A 12,363-nucleotide genomic window follows, 5' to 3' on the forward strand; every position below is an offset into this window, starting at 1 on the left:
CACCCCCAGCCCCTCTCCCACTTCGCGGGAGAGGGGAGCAGGTCAGCGGCAGAGAAAGCGTACCCGTTTCTGCGTACGTTTCAGCTCGTTCAGTTCGGCTTCCCCGACACCAAGATCCGCTCGCGATACCCATCTCCGCCTTCGCGCTCATTGTCTGCATCGACCACCTCCGGCACCCGAACCTCCTGCACCGGCACCGCGATTCGACAACCCGCATCCTCCATCGTCCGCTTCAGCTTGGCGAACATCCCGTACTGCACGCTCCAGAAGTCATCGTTCGACGTCCAGTAGCGCGCGTTGAGCGTGACGCCACGGTCGGTGTAGCGCACCACCATGACCTCGCGCGCCGGGGATTCGAGCAACCGCTTGTCACTGTCGAGCATGGCGCGAAGGGCGTCGAGCCCCGCCTGTATCGGACTGTCGAACGTGACGGTGACCTCGATGTCCATCCGGCGCGTGGGGTTCTCGCTGTAGTTCATGATCGGGCTGCCCCAGATCTTGCCGTTGGGTACGCGCAGGCAGACGCCGTCGAAGGTCTTCAGCTCGGTCATGAACAGCCCCGTCTCGCGCACGGTTCCGGCCACGCCTTGCGCGTCGATGTACTGCCCCACCCGAAAGGGCCGCAGCAACACCAGCATGATCCCGGCCGCGATGTTCTGCAGCGTTCCCTGCAGCGCCAGCCCAATCGCCAGCCCCGCCGCGCCAAGCATGGCGATGATGCTGGCCGTCTGCACGCCGAACTGGGACAACACCAGCACCACGGTCAGCACCCGCACGACCCATTGCGCGACGCTGGCCAGCATCGGGCGCAGCGTGTCATCCACATGGGTGTGCCGCAAACCGTTGTGCAACGCGCGCGCGGCCCGGCCGGAGAGCCACCACCCGGCCAGCAGAATCGCCAGCGCGGCCAGGCAATTCAACCCCTGACTGACGGCGAACTGGGCCAGATAGGCCCAGGTGGCCTCCAGCTTGGCGTGATCGATGAAATTCAAGTCCATGCGTCGGCTCCGGAAAATGGCAAAACCGACAAGACTTGCGAAGGATGTGCCAGAACGGGCCGGCGAGAGGAAAAAGCGTACCCGTTTCTGCGTGGGCCGTTGTGCGGGCGCATGCCACACGCCGGCCCCTCTTGGAATCCCTAGCGTCACCTCTCCCAACCGAGGCGCCGTGTGTGAAGTCTTTACAACTCCTGCGCAGATTGTGCCGGTCGCTTCTCCCCGCTAGCCCAGTTCCGAAACCGGCCCTGAAGCCAAGACCTCAACTGGCGGGCGGATACCGCTGCTCACCAACGCCACGTCACGGACACGATCATGGAAATACTTGTGAAATACAGCCCAGTCGGCGTATTCGTTGGGTGCCGCAGCATGTGCGGCTAGCCGGCCAATGAGTCCGCAGAGCCAATCGGCGCATTGGAGGGTCTGGAAGAGATGGCTCTCTCCTTGCAAGGGGGGCTCGACCAGTCTGCGGCACTTCGCATCCCCTTCGAACATCGCCACAGTGCATGCTTCGACGTTGCGCTCCCGCCAGTCGTCGCCTGCATCCTGTTGGTCGAGCAAAACCAGACACGTGGAATTCGTCTGCGCGCAGTGCCCGTCCACTTGCCTGATCGCGCAGAGAAGTTGACGCCTGAACATCTCCGCCGAGACATGCACGCCCATCTGCGATGCCTTGCGTTCTCCGGTGTAGACAACATGCCCACCAACGGCGGCAATTCGATTCAACAATCGGAAGGTTGCCTGTCGCAACGGCCGGTAGATCTGCACATTGCGGGCCGTGAACAATGCAGAGCCTTTCTTCTCCCAACGACAGGCGGGAAGATCGCGAGGATTCTTGTGCATCAGATCCCAGGCGAGCAATCCGCACTTCAACTTGTAGAAGTAGACGGCAAACTCACGCACCTGTGCGACAGGAAGCATGAATCCCGCCAGTCCGAAAACCGGACTGTCGTTGTACTTGGCGTGGTCTCTTGCAACGTAGGGCCCGATATGACCGAATTCGTCTAGATAAACAACGTAGTGCTGCACCTGAATTTCGCTCCTGCCGGCTATAAAACACGAAAGCCCGCAACGATCAGATCGTTGCGGGCCTCGGAGGCTGGGCACCCGGTACAAGACCGAATGCGTTGGGATGCATTCTAGGTAGCTAATTCTTAGCGGGCAACAGACCAAAACGGACGTAGCGCGAAACACTGACGTAACGCAGAAACGGGTACGCTCCGCGGTCACACAAACACAGGAAGTCGTAGCCACGCCGCAACATCAACGTGCCGGTGCCGCCTTCTCCTGGCTGACAACCTCCACCTGATGGTCATGCAGCCGATCCCGGTTGGTCAGCATCGGGAACAGTTTGATCCAGGCGGCCACCACGCAGATCGTACCGATCCCGCCGAGCAGCACCGCACCGACTGGGCCGAGCAGCGCGGCGGTGACCCCCGACTCGAATTCGCCCAGCTGGTTGGAAGCGCCGATAAAGACCGAGTTGACCGCACCCACCCGGCCGCGCATGTCGTCGGGGGTATCGAGCTGTACCAGTGTCTGGCGAACCACCACGCTGATCATGTCGGAGGCGCCCAGCACCACGAGTGCGGCCATCGACAGCGGCAGCCATTTCGAAATGCCAAACACCATCGTCGCCACGCCGAAAATCGCCACGGCGCTGAACATCACGCGGCCCACGCGTCGGTTCAGCGGATGTCGGGCCAGCCACAGTGCCGTGACCAATGCGCCGATGGCTGGGGACGAGCGCAGCAACCCCAGCCCCCACGGGCCGGTGTGAAGGATGTCCTTGGCGTAGATCGGCAGCAGGGCCGTGGCGCCGCCGAGCAGGACCGCGAACAGGTCGAGCGACACGGCGCCCAGCAGCACCTGATTGCTGCGGATGTAGGCGAACCCGGCAAACAGCGTCTTGACACTGACCGGCGTGGTCAGCCTCTGCTGTGCCTGGCGCAGTTTCAGCGTGAACACCAGGATCGCTGCAATCGCGAACAACACCGCGCTGATCGAATAGACCACGCCGGGGCCGGCCACATAGGCAAACCCGCCCAGTGCCGGGCCGATGATGATGGCCGCCTGCGCAGCCGAACTGGCCAGTGCCACCGCGCGCGGCAACTGGCGCGGCGTGACCACGCTCGGCAGCAATGCCTGCAGCGTTGGCGTTTCGAACGCGCGGCAGCCGCCGATCAAGGCTACGAACAGGAAGATGTACTGGCTGGTGATCCAGCCCGAGAAACTGGCCACCGCCATCGCTATCGCAATGACCGCCTCCAGCATCTGGCACGTCCGGACGATGATGCGGCGGTCGAACCGGTCGGCCACATGGCCCGACATCAGCAGCAGGACAATCGACGGCAGGAATTGCACCAGCCCCACCATGCCCAGCATGAACGCGTCGTTAGTGAGCGCATACATTTGCCAGCCCACCGCAACCGTAAAGATTTGGTAACCGATGGTGGTACACAGCCGGGCAAACCAGAAATGACGGAAAGCGGGGTCGCGAAAGACGTTGTCCGGCTCATTGGCCGGCTGCGCGGGGGCGGAGGACATGGGGGCGTTGGCGGCGAGGAGGTGCCATGTACGCAACCGCGTACATGGCGAAACCGCCGATTCTATCCGGGAACCCGGACACGCGCCGACTGGCTTTGTATCGTGATTGACACATTACCCGCCGGCGCGGTGGATGCAGGCGTTCAAACAGGATTAGGCGATTTCCCGCGTCTCCCGGAACTCGATGTTCGGGAAACGCTCCTGCGTCAGTCGCAGGTTGACCATGCTTGGCGCCAGGTAGACGTGATCGCCCGCACCGTCGAGGGCCACGTTGTGGCCGGCCTTGTCGATCAGCTTTTCGATCTCGGCCGGGTCGCCCTTGAGCCAGCGAGCAGTCGCGCATTCGTGCGACTCGAAGATCGCATCGACGCCATATTCGTGTTCAAGGCGGTGCGCCACCACATCGAACTGCAGCATGCCCACGGCGCCCAGTACGAGGTCGTTGGAGACCAGCGGGCGGAACATCTGCGTGGCGCCCTCTTCCGCCAACTGCTGCAGGCCCTTCTGCAACTGCTTGACCTTGAGCGGGTTGTTGAGCCGCGCGCGGCGGAAGAATTCCGGCGCGAACGACGGGATGCCCGTGAAACGCAGCGGTTCGCCTTCGGTGAACACATCGCCCAGGCGGATCGTGCCATGGTTGGGCACGCCGATGATGTCGCCCGCGAAGGCTTCCTCGGTCGTGTTGCGGTCCTGCGCCATGAACGTGATGGCGTTGTTGATGGCCACGGTTTTGCCCTGCGACACATGCAGCAGCTTCATGCCACGGTCGAAGCGGCCCGAGCACACGCGCACAAAGGCGATGCGGTCGCGGTGGCGCGGGTCCATGTTGGCCTGGATCTTGAACACGAAGCCGCTGAACTTGGCCTCCTGCGGCTCCACGGTGCGCGTTTCGGTCTGGCGCGCCAGCGGCGGCGGCGAGAGCTGGCACAGCGCGTCCAGCAGCGACTGCACACCGAAGTTGTTAATGGCCGAACCGAAATACACCGGCGTCTGGCGGCCGGCCAGGAAGGCTTCGCGGTCGAACGTGTGCGACGCGCCGCGCACCAGTTCGATCTCCATGCGCAGCTCATCGGCCTGCGAGCCGAGGATGCGGTCGAGTTCGGGATTGTCGAGGCCGTCGAGCAGCGCCGAGGTGCCCTTCTCCCCCTTCGGGTCGAACAGCTGCACCTTGTCGTCGATCATGTGGTACACGCCACGGAACGCCTTGCCCATGCCGATTGGCCACGTCATCGGCGCGCACTGGATCTTCAGCACGTCTTCGATTTCGTCGAGCAGTTCGATGGGCGAGCGGCCTTCGCGGTCCAGCTTGTTCATGAACGTCAGGATCGGCGTCGCGCGCAGGCGGCACACGTTCAGCAGCTTGATCGTCTGCGCTTCCACGCCATTGACCGAGTCGATCACCATCACCGCGGAGTCCACCGCCGTCAGCGTGCGGTACGTGTCTTCGGAAAAATCCTCGTGGCCCGGGGTGTCGAGCAGGTTCACGATGTTTTCCGGCAGATCGGCGCGCGGCTGGTACGGGAACTGCATCACCGACGAGGTCACCGAAATGCCCCGCTGCTTTTCCAGTTCCATCCAGTCGGACGTGGCGTGGCGGTCGGCCTTGCGCGCGCGCACTTCGCCGGCCACCTGGATGGCGCCGCCGAACCACAGCAGCTTCTCGGTCAGCGTGGTCTTACCCGCATCCGGGTGGGAAATAATGGCAAACGTGCGGCGACGCGCAATTTCGGAAACGAGCGAACTCACGGCTAGAGGAACCTGGTAGTAGCGCCCCGAAGCCAGCACTGGCGCCGGCTGCAGGCAGCGGCGAGGCGGAACGGCTGGGGCGCGATGGCGGTCCGGGAACGATTCCCGGCTTCGGATGGGGCGCTATTTTACCGGTTCGCGCCGCCTGCCGGGGTGCTGGTTGGCACGCCACGGTTTTCGCGCGCCGGATCATGCCCGCGCAGGCTGCCGAACTGCAACGCGTACTGGCGGGTCAGCTCCGCGCCGAAGAAGAAAATCTGCGCCGAGTAGTACACCCACAGCATTAGCGCCACGACCGATCCCGCCGCACCGTACGATGACGCCACGGCGCTGTTGCCCAGATACAGGCCAATCAGTCGCTTGCCGATGGAGAAGAGCAACGCGGTGATGATCGAGCCCATCAGCACGTCCTTCCACGAGATCCGCACGTTGGGCAGCATCTTGAAGATGGTGGCGAACAAGGCGGTGACGACGGCGAACGAGAACGCGGTGGAGATCACGTCCGCCACTGGCGCAAACCATGAGGCCGTCCAGAGCTGGCCCCAGAACCGGTTGACCACGGCCAGCGCCGCGTTGACCACCAGCGACACCAGCAGCATGAATGCTAGCGCCAGCACGATGCTGAACGAGGCCATCCGCGCACGTAGCAGCTTCTGCCAGCCCGCGCCCTGGGGCGGCGGCGCCTGCCAGATATCGTCCAGGCTGCTCTTGAGTTCGGCAAAGGCGCTCGTGGCGCCCACCACGAGAATGCCCATCGCGATCAACGCGGCCACGCCGCTGCCGCCTGCACGATGCGTGGCGGCCAGGATTTCCTGGATAGCCGCAGCGCCCTGGGGGCCGACCAGTCCATCGAGCTGCGCGAAGATCTCGCCACGCGCGGCTTCGGCACCGAAGAACAGCCCGGCGATCGATATCACCAGCACCAGGATCGGCGCCAGCGAGAACAGCATGTAGAAGGACAGGGCGGCGCCCTTGCTCGCCGCCCTGTGATCGAACCAGGCGGTAATGGATGCCGACACCACGCGCACCGTGCGCGTCCCGGTATGCCGATCGGGCAGCCAACGGCCGCGCTGCGGCTTAGGGGGCACTGCGTGCGAATGGTCGGGCGCGTTGTCGGAATGCATGCGTTTTCGGTCCTGTCCTGACTTGCCCCGGGCTCCTACTGACTGGGATGAAGCCCACGCGGAGGTGGCGCATCTGCCACGTTCATCAGCCTGACCGGTGCAACCGGGGTTGTCTGTCGGCCAGCGTCTGATGTGTAGGTCCATCATAGATCGCTTGTCGCGCAACAGCCGTTTGCACTGCTACAGTAGTTAAGCAAGGCACACATGCCGATGACAGGAGGCTTCTCCCATGCGCAATGTTCTTGTGCGGCGCCTGATCGCCGCGCGTGCTGTGGTCGCTCGTTCGGCACTGCTGGCACTTTGCCTTTCCGCGGGGGCCACGCTGATGGCCGGCTGCGAACGCAACCCGGCACCGGGTCCGGGACCCAAGCCGATTTCCGGCACCAACGCGCCCGTCACTGCGGCCTCCGGCGCCCCCGCCACGCCTCGCTGATGGGCTAAAGCAGCCGGCCGCTGTTCCCCCGAGGCATCCGGGCGTACCCGTTTCTGCGGACCCGTGCGGGTTTCAGCGTTGCAACCAGATGCACGCCCGCCCATGGCACGCTCGCGTGCGGACGCATGGGGATCATTTTCCCGTCACTTTCAGCCATGTGGGCGCCATTGCAGACATCGATGTCTGTTTTCCGCCATGTGAAAGGCGTCGCGTCCCACTTGAGGGCCTGACTCTTTCGTCGCGTCGCGTTCCCGGGTTCCGCACGGGCGTGGCCAATGAAGAGGCATCGGACGCCGGTCAGCGAGCCGACGCGACCTAGCGTCCGCTTGTCGTTGCATCGGCGTAACCGATTGCGGCCCGCAGCCCGCCATTTCGCCCCGGCTTTCCACCAGGCCGCGCGCCAATGCCTTATCAAACAATGGTTTGCAGGCGATTGGCACACTTGTCGCTCTAGTCGGTGCAGGGAGAAGTCAGAGTCCAATAACGATTCGAACAGAACGCAGGAGACCACACTGCCATGCGTCATCCACCAGCGCGAATGAACGCGCGTCGGCGTGCCCATCGGCTTGCCGGCCCAGCCCCCACTGTCAGCGAGTTGCTGTCGCCGCCCCTGTTGCCGTCTCCACGGCAGACCGCACGCCCTGCCGCGTCGTTCTGTGCATCAGCCAACCGAGGCGCGGCCACCGCTGCCAGCCGGCAGCGCAACGGGTGTCCCGTTTATTGACGGGCGGCCCGCGATATCTCCGTCAGGCCCGGCAACCGGCGGTTGCTTTTTCGCGCGTGCGGGCCTAAACCGGTTTACGTGCTCCGTCCCCCGGCGGGCACCTTTTATAAAAAGGGAGGGAGCCACACATGTTCGCCAGAGTTGCCGCCGCCATGGCACTGTTCTCGACTGCGGCAGCCCCGGCGCTGGCCGGAAACTACGCATGGTTCGACCGCCCCGACTACGCCAACCCGAACAGCCACGCGGCCGTGAGCAATGACAGCTATGTGAGGGCGTTCGGCTGGACCTGGGGCGATATGCAGTACAAGCCGGACGACCGCGCTGCGCCACCCGCTGCGGCGCCTGCCGAGCGTCAGGCACGTGACAACCTGATGGACCCGCATGACGTAGTGCCGGGCAGGCCATCGCCGGACGGGAGTGCGCCGCCGCGTGGACGACGCGGCAAGATCGGCATGACCTGACATTGAAAGTCAGTTTGGGAGTTCTTACGCGGGCCAAGCCGCGTTAGCCTGCCGCCGCTGTCCGGGCGGAAGGACAAAGGGGATCCGGCGAGCGGACGTCGCCGGATCCCCCTTGGCACTACACCCCTGCACGCCTGCACGTGGTGCGTTGACCGCCCGCGTTATTCCCCCGTTGCAGCAGCCTGAAGATCGACGCGGATGTTGTGCTTATGCATGAGCCGGTACAGCGTCACGCGCGATACGTTGAGTTCGCGCGCCGCCGGCACGACGTGAAAGCCATGGCTGGCCATCACCGTGCGGATCGCCTCGCGCTCGGCTTCCTCGCGTATCGCATCGAGCGTCTTGCGCGGAACTTCCACGCCACCGTTCAGTTGCAGATCCTCGGCCGTGATCTTACGGTTGTCGGTCATCACGATGGCACGCCGCACGCGGTTGATCAGCTCGCGGACATTGCCCGGCCAGCCGTACTGCATCATGCCCTGTGTGGCGCACGACGAGAACCCGCGAATCCGGCGATGGGCTTCGTGGCCATGCTCGGCAAGCACAGCGTTTGCCAGCAGCAGGATGTCTTCGCCGCGATCGCGCAAAGGCGGAATTGTCAGCGTCAGCACGCATAACCGGTGGAACAGGTCGGGACGGAAGCGCCCGTCGCCCTGCGCGAGCACCAGATCCACGTGCGTGGCGGAGATGATGCGCAGGTCCAAGGGAATGGACTGGTGTCCACCAAGCCGGGTGATGGTGCCCTGCTGCAGGAAACGCAGCAGGGCCACCTGGCTCTCCAGCGGCAGGTCGCCGATTTCGTCGAGAAACAGCGTGCCGCCCTGCGCCTGCTCGATCCAGCCGATCTTGCGCGCATTGGCCCCCGTGAACGCACCCTTCTCGTAGCCGAACAGTTCGGACTGCACCAGATGCGATGGAATCGCGCCGCAGTTGATGGCCACGAACGGCCCCTTGCGACGGCTCGACGCTTCATGGATGGCCTGGGCGGCAAGCTCCTTGCCCGTGCCCGATTCCCCCGAAATGAATACGGGCGCATCGTTGTGAGCCACCTTGGCCAGCGAGCGGAACATCACGCGCATGGCCTGGCATTCGCCAATCATCGGCCCCTTTGCGGCAGGGGGTTCCGGCAGTCGCGCACCATGCAGGCAGGCCATGCCGTGCGCATGCTTGAGCGTGTAGAGCAGTTCGTCGAACGAGAATGGCGTGCGTACGTAATCCACGCAGTAGTCGCGGATCAGGCGCCGCACGCGCTCATCCTCGAGCATGGCCGTCGACGTGATAGCCACCCACATGACATGCAGGTGCTGCAGACCCTGTTCGAGCTGGGTCAGCTCCGCATCGCTATAGGCCGATTGCAGGTCGAGTATGCCCGCCATGGGCGAGCTGCCTCGCACCGCGCGCTCCAGGCCGCTGACTTGTTGAACCCGGCGGATTTCCCACCCCGAACCAAACTGGCTCGCATTGAAACCAAAATCCTCGTACCGCGACACGAGCACGATCTGTGCGGAGCGTGTCGCCGCCTTGCACAGTCGGTCCATGACGTTCTCCCTGGGCTTCTTGTTGGTTGCGGAACGCCCTGCCGCAGGCGCGGCAGCGGGCCACCCGGCCCGGTCGGGTTCCGCTGGCTGCGCGGATGGCTCCGCGCGCAACGTCTGGGGATTCACGATCTGGACGGACTGTGTGATTGTCGTGCGCTGGCGCGAGCGCGACATGCAAGTCGCCGCTTGCCATGGACGTGACCGACCTCCGCCCAGTCTGCCTGGAACGAATGGTTGGCGAATTGATGGATCGGCCCGATGGCGGGACGCCGGATTTCTCCTGCGGTCATGATCTGTTCCCCGTTGAACAACATCCCCCGGCACTACACGTTCGCGTTTACCACTGTCTTCGTTCTGGATTCGAACTGTCTTTATTCGGTCTGTCCCTGCTCGATTCGAGTCGATAGGAGAGACGATGTCGGCATGCGTGTATCCGCATGCTCTCTTCCGTGGTGGCGAAAGCCGCCTGTCCTGACGGTCTCGTTTGGCCGGTTGCCTTGTACTGTCCCGGCAACCGTGGCCGACTGCGGAACGCGCTACCTCTGGCCAGCTGGCAGGCGCCTTTTCCCGGAGTCAAGAAAGGGCGCCGTTGCGCGCCCTCAAATTTTTGCCACGGTTCTAGTTCAGTGCATTTCACCCCTTTTGTCCAGCCCGGAATGTTCGCTTTCAGCCAAGTCTCATACTTTTGTATGAGACGTGAAAGCGCCTTTTTACCGCGCCTACTAGGTAAATGAGCACTCACATTCCTCGCAGAAACAGGTACGCCGTGAAACAGCCGTTCGCGTAACCCGACGCAGAAACGGGTACGCGTTCAGGTGAGGTGCGCCGAAAATGTCATCGTTTTCATTTTGAACACATCTATCGGCTCTGCCAAAAAAAACGGGGGACGGCGCCAGGCGGTCCCCCGTTGTGTGGTCAAGCACCGTTCCTGCGCTGTTGCAGTGCCGGATACGCGCGATCAGTGGCCTGGCAGGTAGTAGAACTTGAAGAGGAAGACTGCGGCGATGATCCACGCCATCAGCGGCACATCCTTCGCCCTGCCCGTCAGCAGTTTCAGCAGCGCATAGGAGATGAAGCCGAATGCCACGCCATTGGCTACCGAATAGGTGAAAGGCATTCCCAGCGCGGTCAACACGGCGGGCACCACCTCGGTGACATCGGACCAGTCGATCTCCACCAGTTCGCGCAGCATCAGACACGACACGTATAGCAGCGCGGGCGCCGTGGCATACGCCGGCACCGCGCCCGCCAGCGGGGCGATGAACAGGCAGGCCAGGAACAGTACCGCCACGGTCACCGCCGTCAATCCAGTACGGCCACCGGCCTGCACGCCAGACGCGCTCTCGATATAGGCGGTGGTGGAAGATGTGCCAAGCAGCGAACCGGCCATGATGGCCGTGCTGTCCGCCATCAGCGCCTTGTTCAGCCGGTCCATCTTGCCGGCCTTGAGCAGGCCGGCCCGGTTGGCGACGCCCATCAGCGTACCCGTTGCATCGAACAGCTCGACCAGGAAAAAGACCAGCACCACATTGAGGATGCCAATGGACAGCGCGGCGGAGATGTCGAGCTTGAACAGCGTGGGCGAGATCGACGGCGGCGCCGAGACCACCCCGTGGAACTGGTTGCCGGCAAAGACGAAGCTGAGCACCGTGGTCAGCAGGATACCGATCAGGATCGCGCCCTTCACCTTGAGGCGGTCAAGCGCCACGATGACGAAGAAGCCCAGGATGGCCAGCACGGCCGGCGGTTGATGCAAGTCACCGATGGTGACCAGCGTGGCCGGGTGACCCTTGATGATGCCGGCGCTGTGCAAGGCAATGATCGCCAGGAACAGGCCGATACCCGCCGTGATCGCCCCGCGGATCGTCGGCGGAATGCCCCGGACAATGGCCTCGCGCACGCGGAACAGCGTCACAACCAGGAACAGGCAGCCGGAGATAAACACCGCACCGAGCGCGGCTTCCCACGGCAGCCCCATGCCCTTGACCACGGTATAGGCGAAGTAGGCATTGAGACCCATGCCCGGCGCCATCGCAATGGGATAGTTTGCGTAGAAACCCATGATCAGCGTGCCGATGGCGGCCGCCAGGCACGTGGCGACAAACACGGCATCTTTCGGCACGCCGGCGTCCCCAAGGATGCTCGGATTGACGAAGATGATGTAGGCCATCGTCAGGAATGTAGTGACCCCCGCGAGGATTTCCGTGCGGACATCGGTCTGGTGCTCCCGCAGACGAAAAATGCGCTCGAGCAGGCCGGCGGACGGCGCGGCGGCGGGCGTTGACATGGGTGATCTCCAGGTGCTTCCAGGGCGGAGCGGCAAGGCAACTCGCTCCTGGCAAATTTGGGAAAGGCGGGATGATCCCACAAGCGCACCGGGACGGGGCAGTCCCCGCTGGGGAAAACCCCTGCCTTGACGGGCGCGTCAATCCCCCGTATAAATCTGGCGCAGATTCAAGCGACGAGGCAACAGTTCATTCGTTAGCCACCGTCTGGTACTTCGGTTGTCCATGGTGTCCTTTCCTTGAGTTGGCAGTACGGTGGTGTGTGCCATCGGTTTCTTTTTTCACATTTTTTGGAAAGCAATATCATGCAAACCGGTATCGTCAAGTGGTTCAATGACGCCAAGGGCTTCGGCTTCATCAAGCCGGACGCAGGTGGTGATGACCTGTTCGCGCACTTCTCGGAAGTCCGCGCTGATGGTTTCAAGTCGCTGCAGGAAAACCAACGCGTGTCGTTCGAAGTCAAGAACGGCCCGAAGGGTCTGCAAGCCGCTAACATCACCCCGATGTAAT

At 63.3% G+C, this 12,363-nt stretch carries 10 protein-coding genes; 3 read left to right on the plus strand and 7 right to left on the minus strand.

All coding sequences use genetic code 11. The features are described from left to right. Window positions 1–89: 89 nt before the first annotated feature. From FFS21_RS16620 to FFS21_RS16640, 5 genes are all read right to left on the minus strand, one after another. Window positions 90–998 carry a mechanosensitive ion channel family protein gene (locus FFS21_RS16620; protein WP_137925886.1) on the minus strand — a complete coding sequence of 303 codons (909 nt, stop codon included), beginning with the start codon at window positions 996–998 and terminating at the stop codon, window positions 90–92. Between the two features lie 222 nt (window positions 999–1,220). Further along, the gene (locus FFS21_RS16625; RefSeq protein ID WP_137925887.1) at window positions 1,221–2,024 is read right to left on the minus strand and encodes a DUF3800 domain-containing protein; all 804 of its coding nucleotides are present in this window, start codon (window positions 2,022–2,024) and stop codon (window positions 1,221–1,223) included. Between the two features lie 234 nt (window positions 2,025–2,258). Then, window positions 2,259–3,542 carry an MFS transporter gene (locus tag FFS21_RS16630; protein ID WP_137925888.1) on the minus strand — a complete coding sequence of 428 codons (1,284 nt, stop codon included), beginning with the start codon at window positions 3,540–3,542 and terminating at the stop codon, window positions 2,259–2,261. Window positions 3,543–3,695: 153 nt separating this feature from the next. Then, window positions 3,696–5,288, minus strand: a complete 1,593-nt coding sequence (locus FFS21_RS16635) for a peptide chain release factor 3 (RefSeq protein ID WP_137925889.1) — start codon at window positions 5,286–5,288, stop codon at window positions 3,696–3,698. A gap of 128 nt (window positions 5,289–5,416) precedes the next feature. Further along, complete coding sequence (locus FFS21_RS16640) at window positions 5,417–6,412, minus strand: YihY/virulence factor BrkB family protein (protein ID WP_137925890.1); 996 nt, start codon at window positions 6,410–6,412, stop codon at window positions 5,417–5,419. 229 nt (window positions 6,413–6,641) lie between these two features. Here FFS21_RS16640 and FFS21_RS16645 point away from each other — a divergent pair, with 229 nt between their 5' ends. Beyond that, the gene (locus FFS21_RS16645) at window positions 6,642–6,845 is read left to right on the plus strand and encodes a hypothetical protein (RefSeq protein ID WP_137925891.1); all 204 of its coding nucleotides are present in this window, start codon (window positions 6,642–6,644) and stop codon (window positions 6,843–6,845) included. Between the two features lie 852 nt (window positions 6,846–7,697). Continuing rightward, window positions 7,698–8,030, plus strand: a complete 333-nt coding sequence (locus tag FFS21_RS16650; RefSeq protein WP_137925892.1) for a hypothetical protein — start codon at window positions 7,698–7,700, stop codon at window positions 8,028–8,030. Window positions 8,031–8,191: 161 nt separating this feature from the next. Here FFS21_RS16650 and FFS21_RS16655 read toward each other — a convergent pair whose 3' ends face one another. Together FFS21_RS16655 and FFS21_RS16665 are read right to left on the minus strand one after the other, a co-directional pair. Next, window positions 8,192–9,568, minus strand: a complete 1,377-nt coding sequence (locus tag FFS21_RS16655; RefSeq protein WP_137925893.1) for a sigma-54 dependent transcriptional regulator — start codon at window positions 9,566–9,568, stop codon at window positions 8,192–8,194. 958 nt (window positions 9,569–10,526) lie between these two features. Then, window positions 10,527–11,855: an NCS2 family permease gene (locus FFS21_RS16665; RefSeq protein ID WP_137925895.1), complete on the minus strand. Its 1,329-nt coding sequence runs from the start codon at window positions 11,853–11,855 to the stop codon at window positions 10,527–10,529. Window positions 11,856–12,158: 303 nt separating this feature from the next. On the opposite strand from FFS21_RS16665, the gene FFS21_RS16670 reads away from it, so the two are divergent. Next, the gene (locus FFS21_RS16670) at window positions 12,159–12,362 is read left to right on the plus strand and encodes a cold-shock protein (protein ID WP_092139416.1); all 204 of its coding nucleotides are present in this window, start codon (window positions 12,159–12,161) and stop codon (window positions 12,360–12,362) included. Window position 12,363 lies beyond the last annotated feature (1 nt).

This window comes from Cupriavidus sp. 2SB, from assembly GCF_005503625.1.
Taxonomy (GTDB): Bacteria; Pseudomonadota; Gammaproteobacteria; order Burkholderiales; family Burkholderiaceae; genus Cupriavidus.

Bases quoted from the DNA above. Each gene is read 5' to 3' on its own strand.
- FFS21_RS16620 (WP_137925886.1), bottom strand. From the start codon at position 998: ATGGACTTGAATTTCATCGATCACGCCAAGCTGGAGGCCACCTGGGCC.
- FFS21_RS16630 (WP_137925888.1), bottom strand. From the start codon at position 3,542: ATGTCCTCCGCCCCCGCGCAGCCGGCCAATGAGCCGGACAACGTCTTT.
- FFS21_RS16640 (WP_137925890.1), bottom strand. From the start codon at position 6,412: ATGCATTCCGACAACGCGCCCGACCATTCGCACGCAGTGCCCCCTAAG.
- FFS21_RS16645 (WP_137925891.1), top strand. From the start codon at position 6,642: ATGCGCAATGTTCTTGTGCGGCGCCTGATCGCCGCGCGTGCTGTGGTC.
- FFS21_RS16650 (WP_137925892.1), top strand. From the start codon at position 7,698: ATGTTCGCCAGAGTTGCCGCCGCCATGGCACTGTTCTCGACTGCGGCA.
- FFS21_RS16655 (WP_137925893.1), bottom strand. From the start codon at position 9,568: ATGGACCGACTGTGCAAGGCGGCGACACGCTCCGCACAGATCGTGCTC.
- FFS21_RS16665 (WP_137925895.1), bottom strand. From the start codon at position 11,855: ATGTCAACGCCCGCCGCCGCGCCGTCCGCCGGCCTGCTCGAGCGCATT.
- FFS21_RS16670 (WP_092139416.1), top strand. From the start codon at position 12,159: ATGCAAACCGGTATCGTCAAGTGGTTCAATGACGCCAAGGGCTTCGGC.